Genomic DNA, 16,773 nt, shown 5'->3' with positions numbered 1-16,773 from the left:
GCGCTGCAACCGCGTGCGTCAAAGGCAGACATGCCCAACTCGCCCGCCCATCCCGACGATCCCCACAAGCTGAAGCGCCGCGGCATGTTGTTCGTGCTGTCTTCCCCCTCGGGCGCGGGCAAGTCGACGATCGCGCGCAAGCTGCTCGCTGATGACGATGGTCTGCAAATGTCGGTATCGGCGACGACACGCGGGATGCGACCGGGCGAAGAAGACGGCAAGGACTATCACTTCGTCGACTTGGAAGAGTTTCGCCGCATGGTGGCGAATGACGAATTTCTCGAATGGGCGCATGTCTTCGACAATCGCTACGGCACCCCACGCGCGCAGGTCGAGGCGATGCTGGCGGCGGGCAAGGACGTGTTGTTCGACATCGACTGGCAGGGCGCGCAGCAGCTTTTCCAGATTGCTGGCGGCGACGTGGTGCGCGTGTTCATCTTCCCCCCCTCGATGGAGGAACTGCGCCAACGCCTCGAACGCCGTGCGACCGACTCGGTCGAGGTGATCGACGCCCGCATGGCCCGCGCGACCAACGAGGTCAGCCACTGGGACGGTTACGACTATGTCCTGGTCAATGACGATGTCGAGCAGTGTTTCCAGGGGGTGAGGACGATCCTCCAGGCCGAACGCCTCAAGCGATCGCGCCAGACCGGGCTGATCGGGTTCATCCGGAAGCTGACGACGAAGTAAGCGGGGGGCGTGCCCTCCCCCCCGGGCGGGGGTTGGACTTACCCCAGGACCTGCAAAAACCGAACGGCCGCGTCGAACTCCCGCCGCTTGGCCTCGCGTGCTTCGACGGCCAGGTAATCCTCGCCCCATTGTTCGGCCTGAAAATCCTCATCGACATGCGCCGCGGCCCAGATCGCATGGACGTCTGCGGCCCCCTCCAGCAGCGCCAGCGAGAGCACCAGCGAGCCCGTAATCGTCACCACGGGCGACAGCGCGGCGAGGCGGAAAGGATCGAGCGCCGCCACCGCCTGCGCCAGCCGCTCGACGGTCGCCGGCGGCTGGGGCTTGTGCATGATCCCCGTCACAAGCGTGAAATGCACGTCGTACCGCGTCTGCGCCCAGTCGAGCAGCGGATTCCATACCGCGTCCTGCCGCGCCACCAGCTCCGGTGGTGAGTCGGCGCGGTAACAGAGCAGGTCGCTTTCGGCATAACGCGCAAGACCGTCCGCGAAGGGCGCCGGGTCCATGCCGATCCGGTCGATCGCCGCATTGGCCAGCCCGGTCAGCGGCATGGCGCGCGGATCGACCGTCTCCCCGACGCCGCGCCACTCGTCCGCCACCGCCTCGGCCAGCGCAGGCGTCGGCAGCGCCAGCGGAACCCGGCCCGGCGTGCGCACCGGCCGGTCGTCCAGCCGCACCACCCGCTCGGCATCCACCGAGACGTGTTTCCAAAACCGCTTCATTCGCCCCCGCTCCGCCAGCGATGCGCAAGCCCTGCGGGCACGATCGCGATCATCGCCAGCGCCGACAGGATGATGGCGACCCCCAACGCCTTGTGCGGCCATGCCACCCCGCGCGAGGCCAGCACCACCCCGAACAGTGCGCCCGCCACGCCGATCAGGCGGACGGCCATGATGATCAACCAGCGCCGCCGAGCGCGCGTATCGCCGGTCATGGCCGCACCAGCAGCGCGGGGAGATCCGCAACATCCTGCGCGACGACATTCGCGCCCGCGTTCACCAGTTCTCTCACGTCATGATATCCCCAGGCGACGCCCACCGCGAAGGCGCCCGCCGCCCTGCCCATCGCCATGTCGAAGCTCGTATCGCCGATCATCGCAACGTCCTGCGCCGCCACGCCGGTCTCGGCCATGGCGGCAAGCACCATCGACGGGTCCGGTTTGGAGGGATGGCGGTCGGCGGTTTGCAGCGTGACGAAGTGATGGGTCAGGCCATGTTCGGCCAGCACCCGCGTGAGGCCACGATCGGATTTGCCCGTCGCCACGCCCATCAACCAGCCCTCCCCCGCCAGATGGTCGAGCAGGGCCGGGATGCCGTCAAACAAAGGCTCGGGCTCCATCGCGCCCGCCGTGCGCAAGCGGAAGAACGCCGCCTTGTAATCGCTGGCGAGCCGGTGGTGCACCGCGTCGGCCTGATCGGGCGCCAGCACGCGCATCGCCTCGACCAGACTGAGCCCGACGATCCGGCGAATCGCGGCGGCGGGTGGCGGGGTCAGGTCGGCCAGGGTGAACGCCTCGACAGCGGCGAGACAGATATTGGCCTGGCTGTCGACCAGAGTGCCGTCACAATCGAACAGGGCAAGGCGCGGGCGCGTCATCGTCCCCTCCTATCGGCAAGGCTGGCGCGGGGGAAGCATGACGTTTCGCATGAACAGCAGCTAACAACCGCATTCAGCATCCGAACATCGCGAATCGCCCATAAGGGCTTCAACGACGACGGGAACCACCCCGCCGCCGCCGGTTTGAAGATCAAGGGAGATCGTGATGTTCAAGAAGCTTTCGCTCGCTGCCGCCGCCCTTGCCGTCGGCGCCACGGCCATGGTTCCGACCGCTGCTTCGGCACAGCGTTATTATGATCGCGGTTACGGCGACAGCCGTGCCTATGGCGATGCCTATGCGGACGGGTACAATCGCGGCCCGCGCTATGATCGCGGCTATTATGACCGCGGCGGCTACAACCGTGGCTATTACAACCGGGGTCCGCAGCGCTGCAACAGCGGCACCACGGGCACCATCGTCGGCGCGATCGCCGGTGGCCTGCTGGGCCGCACGATTGACTCGCGCGGCGACCGCACCCTCGGCACGATCCTGGGCGGCGGCGCCGGTGCGCTGGCCGGTCATGCCATCGAAAAGTCGAACAACCCCGGCTATTGCCGGTAACATTCGGGGCTGAGGGGGATACCCCCTCAGCCTCGGATAAGCGACAGCCCCGTCGACCTCGGTCGGCGGGGCTTTCTCGTTTACCTGCCATTCCTCCCCTGCAAGGGGAGGTGGCAGCCGCAGGGCTGACGGAGGGGTGTCCCGGCCAGCGAGGTCATACACCACGAGCGTGGCCCCCCCTCCACCACCGCTTCGCGGCGGCCCCCCTCCCCTTACAGGGGAGGAAAAGCGGACTCAGCGCGTCCCTCGACCCCGCCGTTCGCCGCGGCGTTCCTTACGATACTGCTTGGCGTGCGCCTTGGCGCGCTGCTTCAGGACTTCCTTGGGCGGCGGGCCGCGATCCTCGTCCTGGGGCAGGACGTCGCCGCGAATCTCGTCGAAGCCCAACTGGTTCATCGATTCGGCAAAGTGGTGGGGCAGTTCGGCGGTCTGGTCGATGCGACCGCCATCGGGATGGTCGACGCGGATGCGGCGCGCGTGCAGGTGCATCTTGCGGCTGATCCCGCCGGTCAGGAAGGCTGCCGCGCCGCCATATTTGCCGTCGCCAACGATCGGATGGCCGATCGCCGCCATGTGGACACGCAGCTGATGGGTACGGCCGGTGAAGGGCTGCAACTCGACCCAGCAGCAGCTGTTGCCCGCGCGCTCGATCACGCGGTAACGCGAGCGCGCCGCCTGGCCGTTTTCCTCGTCGACATGCATCTTCTCGCCACCGGTGCCCGGCTGCTTGGCGATGGGCAGCTCGATCGTGCCATCGTCGATCGACGGCACGCCGACGACCAGCGCCCAGTAGATCTTCTTGGCAGTGCGCCCCGAAAAGGCCTTGGCGAAGAACGCCGCCGCGCGGGCATTGCGGGCGACCAGCAGCGCGCCTGACGTGTCCTTGTCGAGACGGTGGACCAGCTTGGGCCGTCCCTCCGCCTCGAACTGCAACGCGTCGAGCAGGCCGTCGACATGCTGCGTCGTCTTGGTCCCCCCTTGCGTCGCCAGGCCCGGCGGCTTGTTCAGGACCAGCGCGTCGCGGTCCTTGTGGATCACCATCTCGCGCGCGAACGACTCCTCATCCTCGGACAGGATGTGGCGCGGCCGCATCGTCGGCTTGCTGCTCTCGGCCAGCGCGGGCTCGGCGGGGGGCACGCGCAGCACCTGGCCCGCCGAGATCCGGTCGCCCGGTGTCGCACGCGAACCGTCGACGCGAAGCTGCCCGGTGCGCGCCCATTTGGCGACCGTGGTGAAGCTGGTGTCTGGCAGATGCCGCTTGAACCAGCGGTCCAGCCGGATGCCGTCATCGTCATAGCCGACCGTGAATTGGCGGACAGAGTCCGTCATGCGAAAATCCTTGTGATCGAGAGTCCGGCCCACAACGCGGCCAGCGAACCCAGCAACGACAAGGCGACATAGCCGAGCGCGACCGTCATCTGGCCACGCTCGATCAGGGTGATGGTATCGAGCGAGAAGGACGAAAAGGTGGTGAAACCGCCCAAAATCCCGACGCCGATGAACAGCCGCCACCCCTCGGCACCGCCGGCACGGGCAAGGACGCCTGCCAGCAATCCCATCAACAGCCCGCCGACCCAGTTGACGGTCAGCGTGCCATAGGGAAAGTTCGGGCCGAACGCATGGAGCATGTAGCGACCGGTCAAATGCCTGGCCCCCGAACCCAATGCGCCGCCCAGCATCACGAGAAGAAGCGGTGACATAATCCCGTTCCCCTAGCGCAACCCGCCCACCCGCGCAAAGGACAAGCGCGGCCCGGCTTGGATCAGCCTCCCTTTACCACCAAGTCGACATCGGTACCGCCGTCCGGCCGGGTCGCGGCATAGACCATATAGGCTGCCGCGCCCCGCGTCCCGCCCAGGACATGCTGCGCGCCGTCCATCTTGTGCTCGGCGCTGTAACCTGCCCCGCTGGCCCGGGTGTAATAATAGTCGATGACCTTCGCAGCGGGCGCAGCGGTGCGCAGGCCGACGATGCGAAGGGCACAGCCATTCGCGTCGTTACCCGCGGCCTCCGCGACGCGAGCCCCCGGATAGGGCGCGAAGGCCCCCGGCATCCGGTTCGCCCATCCCGTCGAATAGCGCAGCCCCGACAGGCAGGCGGCATTGCCCCCCTGCTGCCCGGCCTTGGCCGCCAGGGTGAAGGCCCCGGCAGAGGCACGGCATTCCGGGCAGTCGCGCGAGGCGAGCGGCGCGGACTTCAGCGTGCGGGCATCGACAGGATCGGCTGGCGGCCGCAGCGAAGGAACCTGATCGCTAGCGGGCCGATTGGGCGGGCGCACTGCATTGGCGTTGGATGTCTGGGTCAGTCCGGGATCGACCATGATCTGCCCGGCCAGCGCCTCGCGCAGTTGCGGGTCGCGCGCCGGACTGCCATCGTTCAGCGACGCGAGTTCGTTGTCGAGCGCATTGAGTTGCGCGTCATCGTCCGACTTGCCGCCGCACGCCGCCAGCAACAGGCAGCCCAGCGGGATCAGGATATATGTCGACTTCGCCATCATGATGCTTCGTCTAGCACGGTTAAGCGACGCGATCCTTAACGGTTCTTGCCTTTGTCGTGACCCAGCGCGGGATAAAGGGACGACCCTCATTGTTCCTCCCCTTGCCTGGGAGGAATGGGGCAAATGTCGATCAGTCACAGGCGTAACGCTTGTGCAGAGGGTGCCCCCTCGCCATCTTGGGATCCATGCTGAACCTGTTCTCGATCGTCATCGGCCTGGTCGCGCTTCTGCTCGGCATCGTGCCTTTCCTGCCCTTCTTCGCCTGGGGTTACTGGTTCGTGATCCCCATCGCGATCGTCGGCGCGGCGGTCGGGGCATTGTCGTCGCGTGACACGGGGCGCAATCTCAACCTGATCCTCATTCTGATCTTCGGTCTTCGCCTGATGCTGGGCGGCGGCTTTATTTAAAACGAGAAACGGCCCGGCGAGTCTCCTCGCCAGGCCGTCCTTCAGCCAGCCCGCCGATTTAGCGGCAGCGAACCTGGCCGCGATCGATCTGCTGGCCGAGCAACGCGCCGCCGCCAGCCCCGATCACCGTGCCGAGCAGACGCGAACCGCCGCCCGCGATCACATTGCCCAGCGCACCGCCCGCCAGGCCGCCGATCACCAGACCGGTCGTCCCGTCATTGCGGCGGCAGTAGAAGCGTCCGTTCATGCCGCGATAGATGCGGTCGTTCCGGCCCAGTGCGCGTGGCTGGTAATAGCGGCCGTCGCGATAATAGCGCTCCGGATAGTAACCGCGCTGGCCCGGCTCGAAACGGTTATAGTCATAATTGCGCCAGCGGACGTTGCGCATGTCGCGGCGATAATCCTTTCGCGCATCGCGAATGTCCTCGCGATATTCCTGACGTGCCTCACGAACGTCGCGACGCGAATCAGCGCGGCGGACGTCACGGTTATAGTCGCGGCGGGCGTCGCGCACGTCCTCGCGATATTCCTGACGAGCTTCCCAGCCATTGCGCTGCGCCTCGGCAGGAATGGCAGAAAAGGCGGTGGCGGCAATCGTCGCCGTCAACAGAGCAATACGCATTACCAAACTCCCGTTGATGATGGGAAAAAGAACCCATGTCTGTGACGCTTGTTGCGTGAACGGAAAACTACTTGGCGTTCACTATCGAGACAGTATCATCTGCAGGATTTTCCAAACAAAAGGGGCGCCACCCGAAGGTGACGCCCCTTTTTTGTTGCAAGGGGAAAAACCGGCTTCAGCGGCAGCGGCGGTTGCTTGTGCCGCGCTCGATCTCGCGGCCGGCCAAGGCGCCAACGGCCGCACCGCCCAACGTGCCCAGCGTGCGGTCGCCGCGCGTATCGATCGTGCGCCCCAGCAGCGCACCCGCGACGCCACCGACGACCAGACCGGTCGTGCCGTCCGGCTTGCGGCAGCGGACACGGCCACGATCGTCGCGCCATTCGCGATATTTGTAGCGGCGCTGCGCGTCGGCGGCGGTCACCGGCAGGACCAGCGTAGGGACGACCATTGCGGTGCAACCCAGGGCAAGCATCAATTTCCGCATCACAAACTTCCTTTCGAATTGATCTGACGCCGTAACGTGCCAATTCTACTGTCCGTTGCATGAACGTGAGATAACGTCGCGTTCATCTGCCGACCGCCCTTTCCCCCCGTCGTCACCGGCTCTAGGGTCGTCCGCGATGCTGCCCCAACCCACCGCCATGCTGCCCGCCGTGATGCCCTGGCTCGATCTGGCGGGGCTGGCCGTGTTCGCGGTGTCCGGCGCGCTGGTCGCGGCCAAGCACCGCCAGACGATCGTGACGCTCGTCTTCTTCGCGCTCATCACCGGGGTCGGCGGAGGGACGCTGCGCGACCTGCTGATCGATGCGCCGGTCTTCTGGGTGCATGACGCACGGGTGCCGCTGGTGTGCCTGATCGCGGCGCTCGCGGTCTGGGCAACGCCCGCGCGCTGGTGGCGGGGCAGCGCCCTCGACTGGTTCGATGCGGTGGGGCTGGCGGCCTATGCCGTGTACGGCGCGGCCAAGGCGAGCGGCTATGGCATCACCCCGATTCCCGCAGCAATGTTGGGGGTGGTATCGGCCTGTGTCGGCGGCATCATCCGCGACGTGATCGCGGGCGAGCCTTCGATCCTGATGCGGCCGGAACTCTACGTAACCGCCGCCGCACTGTCCTCGACCAGCTATGTGATCCTGATGCAGCTGGGGGTGCCCGGTGCCGGGCCGGTAGCGGCACTGGCGGGATTCATATTGCGCGGGGCGGCGATCCGGTATCGGATTGCTTTGCCTGCTTATCCGGCGAAGGGGTGGGATCGGGGGTAATTCCCTTGCCCCCAACCTCACCGTCCCAGCATCAACTCGGGCCGGACCACCCGGTCGAAGGTTGCCTCATCGACCAGACCCAGCTCCAGCCCCGCCTCCTTCAACGTCTGCCCCTTCTGGTGCGCGTGCTTGGCGATCTTGGCGGCATTGTCATAGCCGATCTCGGGCGCCAGCGCCGTCACGAGCATCAGCGAGCGGTCGAGCAACTCGCTGATCCGGTCGTGATTGACCGTCATTCCCTCGACCGTGCGGGTCGCAAAGCTCTCCATGCCGACCGCCAGCAGATGGATCGAGCGCAGCACATTCGCGCCGATCAGCGGCTTGAAGACGTTCAACTCCAGATGCCCCTGCAAGCCACCCACGGTCACGGCGGCATTGTTGCCGATCACCTGCGCGGCAACCATGGTCAGCATCTCGCACTGGGTCGGGTTGACCTTGCCCGGCATGATCGAGCTGCCCGGCTCGTTGGCGGGTAGCTCCAGCTCACCCAGACCCGAGCGCGGGCCGGAGCCGAGCAGGCGGATGTCGTTGGCGATCTTGGTCAGCGCGACCGCCAGCACGTTCAGCGTTCCGTGCAGGTCGACCAGCCCGTCATTGCTGGCCAGCGCCTCGAACTTGTTGGGCGCGGTCACGAAATCGAGTCCGGTCGCCTCCGCGATCTCGGCGGCGATGGCCTCGGCAAAGCCATGCGGTGCGTTCAACCCGGTGCCGACCGCCGTCCCCCCTTGCGCCAGCGGCAGGATATTGCGGTGGAGCGTCCCCTCGATCCGATCGCGGGCATTGGCGAGCTGCTGGACATAGCCGGAGAACTCCTGGCCCAGCGTCAGCGGGGTCGCGTCCTGCAAATGGGTGCGGCCGATCTTGACGATGCCGTCCCATTCCTTCGCCTTGGCATCCAGCGCGCCGTGCAGCCGGTCGAGCGCGGGAAAGAGCTGCCTGGTCACGGCCAGCGCGGCGGCGACATGCAGCGCGGTCGGGAAGGTGTCGTTGGACGACTGGCCGCGATTGACGTCGTCATTGGGGTGGACGGGCGACTTGCCGCCGCGCGTGCCGGTCAGCATCTCATTGGCGCGGCCCGCAATCACCTCGTTGGCGTTCATGTTGGACTGGGTGCCCGAGCCGGTCTGCCAGATGACGAGCGGGAACTGGTCGTCATGGCGCCCGTCGATCACCTCCTGCGCCGCCGCCTCGATCGCATCGGCCTTGTCCGCCGCCAGGCCATGGCCGCGATTGATCCGCGCCGCCGCCTTCTTCACGATGGCGAGAGCATGGACGATGCCGATCGGCATCTGCTCGCGTGGCCCAAAGGGAAAATTCTCCAGGCTGCGCTCGGTCTGCGCCCCCCAATAGGCCTGGGCGGGCACTTCGATCGGACCGATCGAGTCGGTTTCGGTGCGGGCGGATTCGGTCGAGATCTGGGTCATGGGGACAGGGACTCACCGCTAGGGGGCTGGGTTCCCATGACATAGTGTTCAGAAGCCGACCATGCGAGGGCAGGACGCTTGCCACCTCGCCCCCGTCCGCCTATCGCCCACCTTGCGACAGGTTCCCCGAAAGGGGATCAAAAGGGAATGGGGTGCGACACCCCGGCTGCCCCTGCAACTGTAAGCGGCGAGCCACCCGCCACGACGCCATTGGGATCACCCCGAGAAGGCGGCGGACCGGCCCCGACCCGCGAGCCAGGAGACCTGCCCGTCGCGGTCGTCCTTCGGCTGGTCAGGGTGTACCGGACGAAACGGGGCTTTCCCTCGCGCGGCGACAGCGCCTTTGTGGAGACGAGTCCCGATGTACGAGCCCTTGTCATGCTGAAGCCCGCCACCCCCGGCCCCGCCGTGGTCGCCTGCAACACCTGCCGCCTGTCCGACGACGCGCGTGAGAACGATCAGGGTCAGCGCGGCGGCGCGCTGCTCGTGGAGGCTCTGCGCCGGGTGCAGGCGTCCGACCCTGCCTATGCCGATGTCGCGGTGGAAGAGATGCCCTGCCTCTTCGCGTGCCAGTCCTTTTGCACCGTCCATCTACGCTGTCCCGGCAAGGTCGGCTATGTGATGGGCAAGTTCACCCCCGATGACGAAGCCGCGCGCGCGATATTGGACTATGCCCGCGCCTATGCCGACAGCGACTGGGGTCAGGTGCCGTACAAGCAATGGCCGCAAGGGGTTAAGGGCCATTTCCTGACCCGCACCCCCCCGGAAGGATTCGTCGTCGCATGACCGCCTTCGCGTCGATTGCCGCGTTCGAGACGGCGCTCGCCACCCTGCCCCAGGCCGATGACCAGGCCCGCGCCGCCGCGACCGCGCGGCAGGGACAGTTGACCAAGCCGCCGGGTTCGCTCGGCCGGTTGGAGGATATCGCGATCTTCCTGGCTGGGTGGCAGGGCATCGAACGTCCGCGGATCGAGCGGGGCCGCGCGGTCATCTTTGCCGGCAATCACGGCGTCACGGCGCGCGGCGTCAGCGCTTTTCCGGCGGACGTGACCGTTCAGATGGTTGCCAATTTCGCCGCCGGTGGCGCCGCGATCAACGCGCTGGCGGCGGCGGCCGGGCTGGAACTGGCGGTCGTGCCGCTCGACCTCGATCAGCCGACCGCCGACTTCACAGCCGCGCCCGCCATGACCGTCGAGGAGTGCCTGAGCGCGCTGTCCGCCGGAGCCGAGGCGGTGGGCGATGCCGACCTGCTGGTGCTGGGCGAGATGGGGATCGGCAACAGCACCGCCGCCGCCGCGCTCGCCGCCGCCAGTTTCGGAGGCGAACCGGCGCTGTGGGTCGGGCCGGGCACCGGCCTCGATGCGCGAGGCGTGCGGCGTAAGGCCGAGGTCGTGACCGAGGGGCTGGCGCTGCACCGTGAACACCTGACCAGCGCCTTTGAGATCCTCCGCCGTCTGGGCGGGCGGGAGATCGCAGGCATGGCGGGTGCGGTGCTCGCCGCGCGACACCGACGCATTCCAGTGGTGCTGGACGGCTTTATCGGCACCGCCGCCGTCGCGCCGCTGGCCAGTGCCAATCCGGCGATCGTCGCGCATTGCCTGTCGGGGCATTGTTCGGCCGAACCGGGCCATGTCCTGCTGCTCGCGCGGCTGGGGTTGGAGCCGATCCTGTCGCTGAACATGCGGTTGGGTGAGGCGAGCGGCGCGGCGGTCGCGGCGCAGATCATCCGCGCGGCGATCGCGGCGCATAACGGCATGGCGACCTTTGCCGAGGCGGGTATCGCGGGCGCGTGACGTCCTTCCGGCTCCATCTGCTCCGCCATGGCGAGCCCGAATTGACGGGGCGGATGCTGGGGCGGACCGACAGTCCCGCCACGGCGCGGGGGATCGCGGCCTGTGTCGGGCAGGCGGCGGGGCTGAGCGTCACCCGCCGTATCGCCTCCGACCTGTCACGCGCGCGCGCCTGTGCCGAAGCGATCGGCCCGGCGGAGGTCGATCCGCGCTGGCGGGAGCTGGATTTCGGCGAATGGGACGGGCTGGCGGCGAGCAACATCGACCCGGAGGCGATGCGCCGCTTCTGGGACGATCCCGATGCCGCGCCGCCACCGGGCGGCGAACGCTGGTCCGATCTGGTCGTCCGCGTACGTGCGGCCATCGCCGACCTGCCGTCCGAGCCGACGCTGGTCGTCACCCATGGCGGCGCGATCCGCGCGGCGCTGCATGTCCTGTGCGGCTTCGACCTTCGTGCGTGCTGGTCGTTCGCGCTGCCCTATGCCGCGCTGGTCACGCTGGAGGTGTGGGACGGCGCGCCGCGTAGCGCGCAGGTGACGGGGCTGGTCTGCCCATGAAGACGCTGATCGTCGCGCTCGGCTTTCTGACCCGGTTGCCGGTGCCACGGGTCGACGCGGACGAAGCGGATTTCGCCGCAGCCATTCGGCTCTATCCGGTGGTGGGGCTTGTCATCGGTGTGATCATCGCGGGGGCTGGCTGGCTGGGCGCGCAAGTCGATCCGTGGACGGGAGCGCTGGCGGCGCTGGTCGCCTGGGTCTGGGCGACGGGGGCGCTGCATCTCGACGGGCTGGCGGATCTGTCCGACGGGCTGGGCGCGGCGCATGGCGACCGGTCGCGGCTGTTGTCGGTGATGGCCGATCCGCATATCGGCAGCTTCGGCGTCGTGGCGCTGGCGATGCAGTTGATCGCCAAGCTGGTCCTGCTGCACCGCGTCCCCACCGGCGGCTGGGCGGTGGTCGCCCTGATTCCGGTGGCGGCGCGGATCGGGCCGTTGGTCTGGGCACGGCTGCTGCCGCCGCTTCGCCCCGGCGGTTTGGGCGCGCTGGTCGCGCGGGCGGTGCGGCCGCTCGACCTGATCGGCTGGACCATCGCCGTACTGGCGCTGGGCTTGCTTTATCCGCCGCTGGCCACCGCGCCCTTGGCGATCCTGATCCTGTCACTATGGTTCCGGCGCAAGCTGGGCGGTGTGACCGGCGATGTTCATGGGGCCGGCATCGAGTTGACCGAAACCGCCCTGCTCCTGGCCGCCGCGCTCTACGCCCTGCCCTGAGCGATCCGCAGCAGCGCATCGCAATCGACATGCGCCTCCAGCACGGCGGCGATCGCATCGAGCGCGGCATCGACATCGGCGTGGTGATCCGGCCCCTGACCTGCCACGCCGATCCGCGCCAGCCACGCCGCGCGCTGCCCTGCTTCGCCGAGCAGGCCGTGAACATAGCTGCCCGCGACCAGCCCGTCGGCGCTGATCGCTCCCTCCACCCGGCCATCGGCGAGACGACCGACAGGGCGCGCGGTATCCGGGCCGCTCGTGCGACCGAGATGAATTTCATAGCCCGAAAAGGACGCCCCCAGCGCCTCGCCCGTCACGGGCCGCACCGTCTTCGCGCCGGTCAGCACGGTCTGAACGTCGAGTAGCCCCAGCCCGGCGACGCTCCCCGCCGGCCCTTCGATGCCGTCCGGATCGGCGACCGAGCGGCCCAGCATCTGGTATCCGCCGCACAGCCCCAACACCGGTCGCCCGCGCCGATGATGCGCGGCGATATCGATATTCCACCCTTGTGCGCGGAGGAAGGCGAGGTCGGCGATCGTCGCCTTCGACCCCGCGAGCACGATCATCGCGGCATCGGGAATCGGCTCGCCGGGGCGGACCATGACCAGATCGACCTGCGGCTCCAGGCGAAGCGGATCGAGATCGTCGAAATTGGCGATGCGTGGCGTGATCGGACAGGCGATGACCACCCGCCCCCCGGCCTTTGCTCGCCCCCGCTCCAGAATGACGGCATCCTCGCTGGGGAGACGGGCGGCGTCCGCCAGCCAGGGGATCAGCCCCAGGGAGTGCCAGCCGGTATGCTCGGCGATCGTCGCCATGCCATCGGCGAACAGCGCCGGGTCGCCGCGAAACTTGTTGACCAGAAACCCCCGGATCATCGCGGCATCCGCAGGGTCGATCACCGCCTTGGTCCCGACCAGCGATGCGATCACCCCGCCGCGATCGATATCGCCCGCCAGCACCACCGGCACGCCCGCCGCCCTCGCAAAGCCCATATTGGCGATGTCGCCCGCGCGCAGGTTCACCTCGGCGGGCGAGCCTGCTCCCTCGACGATGACGAGGTCGCACGCCGTCTCCAACCGGCGATAGCAGTCCACCACCTCGGGAAGCAGCCCAATTCGTCCCTCGCGCCATCTCGAGGCGGGGAGCATCCCCCGCACCTGCCCGCGCACGATCAGTTGCGAGGTGCGGTCGCCCTGCGGCTTCAGCAGCACGGGGTTCATGTCGACATGCGGTACGACCCGCGCCGCCATCGCCTGCGTCGCCTGCGCCCGCCCGATTTCGCCGCCTTGCGGAGTGGCGGCGGCATTGTTGCTCATATTCTGCGGCTTGAAGGGGCGGACGCGAAGGCCGCGATTGGCGAAGGCCCGGCACAGCCCGGCGACCAGCACCGACTTGCCGACATCCGAGCCGGTGCCCTGGATCATCACGCCAGCCATGCGACGCCCCCCGCGATCAACCAGAGCAACAGACAGGCGCGCGCGTAGATTTGCAAAGCGATCACGATGTCCTTGGGCGAAGCCGCCCGCCCTTCGCGTCCGATCCATGGTTTGATCTGGGTGACGCCGTCATAGGCGACCGGCCCCGCCAGCGCGATGCCCAGCGCGCCTGCCATCGCCGCTTCAGGCCAGCCCGCATTGGGCGAGGCATGGGCGCGCGCATCCCGTTTCATCACGGTCCAGCCGCCTGCCCCCGCCACGCAGACCAGCAGCCCGGCGATCCGCGCGGGCACCCAATTCGCCCCGTCATCGATCCGCGCCGCCGCCCAGCCGAACGCCCGCCAGCGCGGCTCCTTATGCCCGATCAGGCTGTCGGCGGTGTTGATCGCCTTGTACATCCACAGCCCGGGCAGCCCGAGCAGAAGCAACCAGAACAGCGGCGCGACGATGCCGTCGCAAAAGCTCTCCGCCAGCGTCTCGATCGCCGCGCGCGAAACGCCCGCCTGGTCCAGCCGGTCGGTATCGCGGCCCACGACCCGCGCAACCAGGGTTCGGGCGGCGGGCAGGTCACCACGCATCAGCGCGGCTGCCACGGGCCTCACATGAACGTAAAGGCTGCGCTGCGCCAGGCCAGGCCAGGCCAGGACGGCACTCGCGACCCAGCCCCAACGGCCGAACAGCAGGTGCAATTCCCGGTCGAGCCACCATGCCGCCCCGCCGGTCAGCGCGATGAGGAAGAACATGGTCAGGACGCCCAGGCCCCGCCGAACGCCCTCGGGCCAGTCGGGCCGGTTGCCGAGCCGCTCGGCGAGATTCAGGAATCGGGCGAACGCTCCCACCGGATGCCCGATGCGCGCATAGAGCCGGTCGGGCCAGCCGATCGCCGCATCGAGCGCCAGCGCCACCAGAGCCACGGGATCAGCCATGCCGCAAGGCCTTGTCCAGTCGTTCAAGCTCCGCCTCCGCGGCGGGCACGCCGAAACGCAAGCGCTCGGGCGCATCGGCAAAAGGCCGGACGAGGATGCCCGCCGCCGCCAGCCGCCGGAACAGGTCCGACGCTGCGGGCGTATCGACCATGCGGAACAACGGACATGCCCCTTGCGCGACGAGACCATGGCGCGCGAGAACCGCATCCAGAGCGCGGGCGCGTTCGACAAGCGCGATGCGGGTCGCGGCGATCCACTCGCGATCGGCATAGGCTGCGCTACCCCACAGGATCGCATGGGTGGACACCGGCCAGTCGCCCAGCAGTTCGCGAAGCCGCGCCAATATGCCCGGCGCGGCGATGACGAAGCCCAGCCGCACCCCCGCCAGCCCGAAAAACTTGCCGAACGAGCGCAGTACCACGACATGCTCGTCGCCGGCAAAGCCGGGGCCAGGCATCGCATCGGCAAAGGCTTCGTCGAGAAGCAGCCAGCCGCCCGCCCGTCCTTGCGCCTGGGCCAGACGGGCGAGGTGTTCGGGCGAGCGATGGACGCCATCGGGATTGTTGGGATTGGCGATGAGCAGGCCGCCGGTCCGCCCTGCCCAATCGTCCAGCGCGGCATGATCGACCCGCACGGAAGCGACCGCGCCGTGGGTGCCATAGCTCGGGCGGACCGCGATGACCGGCTGGGCCACCCCCAGCAACGGCAACAGGCGAAGCGCCATCTCACTGCCCGGCACCGCGGCGACCCGCTCCGGCGTGACGCCGAAATGCGCCGCCGCCAGCGCCTCCAGTCGGGCGAGCGCACCGCGATCCGGCAAGGGGCCTGCATTGATGGTCATCCCTGCGGGCGGGGTCCAGGACACCGGATTAATCCCCGTCGACAGGTCCAGCCACGGCGCAGGCGCGTTCGGGAACAGCGCCATGGCCGCGTCGATCCGGCCGCCATGATGGGTCAGCGCCGCCATTTCCGCTTGCGTCATTGCCCTGCTCCCGCGATGCGGACGGACATGACGAAGCCCCGCACCATCCTCGTCCTCGGCGGTGCCCGGTCGGGCAAGAGCCGCCATGCGCAGGCGCTGGCAGAGGCCATGACGCCTGAAGGCTGCTTCATCGCAACCGCACAAGCCTGGGACGACGAGATGCGCGACCGCATCGCGCGGCACCAGGCGGACCGCGACGAACGCTGGACGACGGTAGAGGCCCCGCTCGCGCTGGCCGACGCCATCGCGGAGCATAGCCGTTCCGACCGCGTGCTGCTGGTGGACTGCCTGACCTTGTGGCTCACCAATATGCTGTTGGGCGAGGCCGATCTGGCGGCGGCGGGCGATGCGCTGGTCGCGGCGCTGGAGGACGCCCCATGCCCGGTGGTGCTGGTCAGCAACGAGGTTGGCTTCGGCATCGTCCCCGACAACGCGCTGGCCCGGCGCTTCCGCGATGCGCAGGGCACGCTCAACCAGCGGCTGGCGCGGGTGTGCGATGCGACCGATCTGGTGGTGGCGGGGCTTCCCTTGCGGCTTTCAGGAGAGAAATGATGCGAACCGACGCCGAACATGCCGAGCGCATGGCCAAGAAGAAGGCCGCGCAGGATAGCAAGGTCGCCGCGCGCGATGCGGAGAAGGGTCTCCTCATCGTCCATACCGGCAAGGGCAAGGGCAAGACCACCGCCGCGCTCGGCATGGCGATCCGCGCAGTCGGCCACGACATGCGGGTCGGCATAGTCCAGTTCGTGAAGGGCGCGATGACCACCGGTGAAGCGGCGGTACTGGCGCGTTTTCCGGAAGTCGATTTCCATGCGATGGGCGAAGGCTTCACCTGGAACACCCAGGACCGCGCCCGCGACATCTCCACAGCGCGCACCGCTTGGGACGAGGTCAAGCGGATGATCGCCGACCCGTCCTACGACCTGATCGTCGCGGACGAACTCAATATCGTCCTGCGCTACGACTATCTGCCGCTCGACGAGGTGCTGGAAGTGCTCGGCACCAAGGGCGCGATGACGCATATCGTCATTACCGGGCGCAACGCCCCGGAGGCGCTGATCGAGGCGGCGGACCTGGTGACGGACATGACGCAGGTGAAGCACCCCTTCCGCGAACAGGGCGTAAAGGCGCAAAAGGGCATCGAGTTCTAAGCCCCCCCTCCCGGCAGGGGGGAGGGGTTTGGGGTGGGGGCCAGGCCACGAGCGATGCAGCCTGTGGCCCCGCCCTCCCCCAGCCCAGTTGTGAGTGAACGATGCCCCGCATCGTTCAGGCCATGCCGGGGGCATGGCCAACCCACAACTCGCCTGCG

22 protein-coding genes and 1 riboswitch are annotated in these 16,773 nt (G+C 68.1%); of the genes, 10 read left to right on the top strand and 12 right to left on the bottom strand.

The features are described from left to right. Positions 1-30: 30 nt before the first annotated feature. Positions 31-690 carry a guanylate kinase gene (gmk, locus tag GGR45_RS03430; RefSeq protein WP_175312761.1) on the top strand — a complete coding sequence of 220 codons (660 nt, stop codon included), beginning with the start codon at positions 31-33 and terminating at the stop codon, positions 688-690. A gap of 38 nt (positions 691-728) precedes the next feature. On the opposite strand, the gene GGR45_RS03425 is transcribed toward gmk, so the two are convergent. Genes GGR45_RS03425 through GGR45_RS03415 form a run of 3 tightly spaced genes read right to left on the bottom strand, consistent with a single transcriptional unit; the run spans position 729 to position 2,286 of the window. Further along, on the bottom strand, positions 729-1,412 hold the full coding sequence (locus tag GGR45_RS03425; RefSeq protein WP_175312760.1) for an ATP12 family chaperone protein: 684 nt from the start codon (positions 1,410-1,412) through the stop codon (positions 729-731). Further along, on the bottom strand, positions 1,409-1,624 hold the full coding sequence (locus tag GGR45_RS03420) for a hypothetical protein (protein WP_175312759.1): 216 nt from the start codon (positions 1,622-1,624) through the stop codon (positions 1,409-1,411). Before GGR45_RS03420 ends, GGR45_RS03425 begins: the two co-directional genes overlap by 4 nt. Next, positions 1,621-2,286 carry an HAD-IA family hydrolase gene (locus tag GGR45_RS03415; RefSeq protein ID WP_175312758.1) on the bottom strand — a complete coding sequence of 222 codons (666 nt, stop codon included), beginning with the start codon at positions 2,284-2,286 and terminating at the stop codon, positions 1,621-1,623. Before GGR45_RS03415 ends, GGR45_RS03420 begins: the two co-directional genes overlap by 4 nt. Positions 2,287-2,452: 166 nt before the next feature. On the opposite strand from GGR45_RS03415, the gene GGR45_RS03410 reads away from it, so the two are divergent. Then, a complete protein-coding gene (locus tag GGR45_RS03410; RefSeq protein ID WP_175312757.1) occupies positions 2,453-2,848 on the top strand; it encodes a glycine zipper 2TM domain-containing protein in 396 nt (131 codons plus the stop codon). Positions 2,849-3,082: 234 nt separating this feature from the next. Here the strand turns inward: GGR45_RS03410 and GGR45_RS03405 are convergent, their stop codons facing one another. The 3 genes from GGR45_RS03405 to GGR45_RS03395 all read right to left on the bottom strand — a co-directional run bounded on the left by GGR45_RS03405 (position 3,083) and on the right by GGR45_RS03395 (position 5,342). Further along, positions 3,083-4,177 carry an RluA family pseudouridine synthase gene (locus GGR45_RS03405; RefSeq protein ID WP_175312756.1) on the bottom strand — a complete coding sequence of 365 codons (1,095 nt, stop codon included), beginning with the start codon at positions 4,175-4,177 and terminating at the stop codon, positions 3,083-3,085. Next, complete coding sequence (gene crcB, locus GGR45_RS03400; protein ID WP_175312755.1) at positions 4,174-4,548, bottom strand: fluoride efflux transporter CrcB; 375 nt, start codon at positions 4,546-4,548, stop codon at positions 4,174-4,176. Before crcB ends, GGR45_RS03405 begins: the two co-directional genes overlap by 4 nt. A 62-nt stretch (positions 4,549-4,610) precedes the next feature. Further along, complete coding sequence (locus GGR45_RS03395) at positions 4,611-5,342, bottom strand: hypothetical protein (protein ID WP_175312754.1); 732 nt, start codon at positions 5,340-5,342, stop codon at positions 4,611-4,613. A gap of 188 nt (positions 5,343-5,530) precedes the next feature. On the opposite strand from GGR45_RS03395, the gene GGR45_RS03390 reads away from it, so the two are divergent. Next, on the top strand, positions 5,531-5,752 hold the full coding sequence (locus GGR45_RS03390; protein WP_058746007.1) for a hypothetical protein: 222 nt from the start codon (positions 5,531-5,533) through the stop codon (positions 5,750-5,752). A gap of 58 nt (positions 5,753-5,810) precedes the next feature. Here the strand turns inward: GGR45_RS03390 and GGR45_RS03385 are convergent, their stop codons facing one another. Next, entirely contained in the window at positions 5,811-6,374 is a 564-nt protein-coding gene (locus GGR45_RS03385; protein WP_175312753.1) for a glycine zipper 2TM domain-containing protein, read from the bottom strand. A gap of 175 nt (positions 6,375-6,549) precedes the next feature. Then, positions 6,550-6,858, bottom strand: a complete 309-nt coding sequence (locus tag GGR45_RS03380; RefSeq protein WP_042484532.1) for a glycine zipper 2TM domain-containing protein — start codon at positions 6,856-6,858, stop codon at positions 6,550-6,552. A gap of 136 nt (positions 6,859-6,994) precedes the next feature. Here GGR45_RS03380 and GGR45_RS03375 point away from each other — a divergent pair, with 136 nt between their 5' ends. Beyond that, positions 6,995-7,633: a trimeric intracellular cation channel family protein gene (locus GGR45_RS03375; RefSeq protein WP_246358031.1), complete on the top strand. Its 639-nt coding sequence runs from the start codon at positions 6,995-6,997 to the stop codon at positions 7,631-7,633. A 17-nt stretch (positions 7,634-7,650) separates the two neighbouring features. Here GGR45_RS03375 and fumC read toward each other — a convergent pair whose 3' ends face one another. Further along, positions 7,651-9,057, bottom strand: a complete 1,407-nt coding sequence (gene fumC / locus GGR45_RS03370) for a class II fumarate hydratase (RefSeq protein WP_175312752.1) — start codon at positions 9,055-9,057, stop codon at positions 7,651-7,653. A gap of 102 nt (positions 9,058-9,159) precedes the next feature. Further along, positions 9,160-9,343: riboswitch (cobalamin riboswitch) on the top strand. 92 nt (positions 9,344-9,435) lie between these two features. On the opposite strand from fumC, the gene GGR45_RS03365 reads away from it, so the two are divergent. Genes GGR45_RS03365 through cobS form a run of 4 tightly spaced genes read left to right on the top strand, consistent with a single transcriptional unit; the run spans position 9,436 to position 12,117 of the window. Continuing rightward, positions 9,436-9,843 carry a DUF1636 domain-containing protein gene (locus tag GGR45_RS03365; protein WP_175312751.1) on the top strand — a complete coding sequence of 136 codons (408 nt, stop codon included), beginning with the start codon at positions 9,436-9,438 and terminating at the stop codon, positions 9,841-9,843. After that, the gene (cobT, locus tag GGR45_RS03360) at positions 9,840-10,850 is read left to right on the top strand and encodes a nicotinate-nucleotide--dimethylbenzimidazole phosphoribosyltransferase (protein ID WP_175312750.1); all 1,011 of its coding nucleotides are present in this window, start codon (positions 9,840-9,842) and stop codon (positions 10,848-10,850) included. The genes GGR45_RS03365 and cobT overlap by 4 nt, the downstream gene beginning before the upstream one ends. Next, positions 10,847-11,404 carry a histidine phosphatase family protein gene (locus tag GGR45_RS03355; protein WP_175312749.1) on the top strand — a complete coding sequence of 186 codons (558 nt, stop codon included), beginning with the start codon at positions 10,847-10,849 and terminating at the stop codon, positions 11,402-11,404. Before cobT ends, GGR45_RS03355 begins: the two co-directional genes overlap by 4 nt. Then, the gene (gene cobS / locus GGR45_RS03350) at positions 11,401-12,117 is read left to right on the top strand and encodes an adenosylcobinamide-GDP ribazoletransferase (RefSeq protein ID WP_175312748.1); all 717 of its coding nucleotides are present in this window, start codon (positions 11,401-11,403) and stop codon (positions 12,115-12,117) included. Before GGR45_RS03355 ends, cobS begins: the two co-directional genes overlap by 4 nt. Here cobS and GGR45_RS03345 read toward each other — a convergent pair. Genes GGR45_RS03345 through GGR45_RS03335 form a run of 3 tightly spaced genes read right to left on the bottom strand, consistent with a single transcriptional unit; the run spans position 12,102 to position 15,464 of the window. Continuing rightward, positions 12,102-13,556 carry a cobyric acid synthase gene (locus GGR45_RS03345; RefSeq protein ID WP_175312747.1) on the bottom strand — a complete coding sequence of 485 codons (1,455 nt, stop codon included), beginning with the start codon at positions 13,554-13,556 and terminating at the stop codon, positions 12,102-12,104. The genes cobS and GGR45_RS03345 overlap by 16 nt on opposite strands. Continuing rightward, entirely contained in the window at positions 13,544-14,482 is a 939-nt protein-coding gene (gene cbiB / locus GGR45_RS03340) for an adenosylcobinamide-phosphate synthase CbiB (protein WP_175312746.1), read from the bottom strand. The genes GGR45_RS03345 and cbiB overlap by 13 nt, the downstream gene beginning before the upstream one ends. Further along, a complete protein-coding gene (locus GGR45_RS03335; protein WP_246358030.1) occupies positions 14,475-15,464 on the bottom strand; it encodes an aminotransferase class I/II-fold pyridoxal phosphate-dependent enzyme in 990 nt (329 codons plus the stop codon). Before GGR45_RS03335 ends, cbiB begins: the two co-directional genes overlap by 8 nt. Before the next feature lie 27 nt (positions 15,465-15,491). On the opposite strand from GGR45_RS03335, the gene cobU reads away from it, so the two are divergent. Next, positions 15,492-16,016, top strand: a complete 525-nt coding sequence (gene cobU, locus GGR45_RS03330; RefSeq protein ID WP_175312745.1) for a bifunctional adenosylcobinamide kinase/adenosylcobinamide-phosphate guanylyltransferase — start codon at positions 15,492-15,494, stop codon at positions 16,014-16,016. Beyond that, positions 16,016-16,615 (top strand): cob(I)yrinic acid a,c-diamide adenosyltransferase, encoded by a 600-nt coding sequence (cobO, locus tag GGR45_RS03325; RefSeq protein WP_246358029.1) that lies wholly within the window; start codon positions 16,016-16,018, stop codon positions 16,613-16,615. The genes cobU and cobO overlap by 1 nt, the downstream gene beginning before the upstream one ends. Positions 16,616-16,773 lie beyond the last annotated feature (158 nt).

Source organism: Sphingomonas zeae (assembly GCF_014197135.1).
In the GTDB taxonomy this organism is placed as follows: domain Bacteria; phylum Pseudomonadota; class Alphaproteobacteria; order Sphingomonadales; family Sphingomonadaceae; genus Sphingomonas; species Sphingomonas zeae.
Note: the sequence above shows the minus strand (reverse complement) of the source record. Positions and strands in the feature narration are given on the sequence as shown.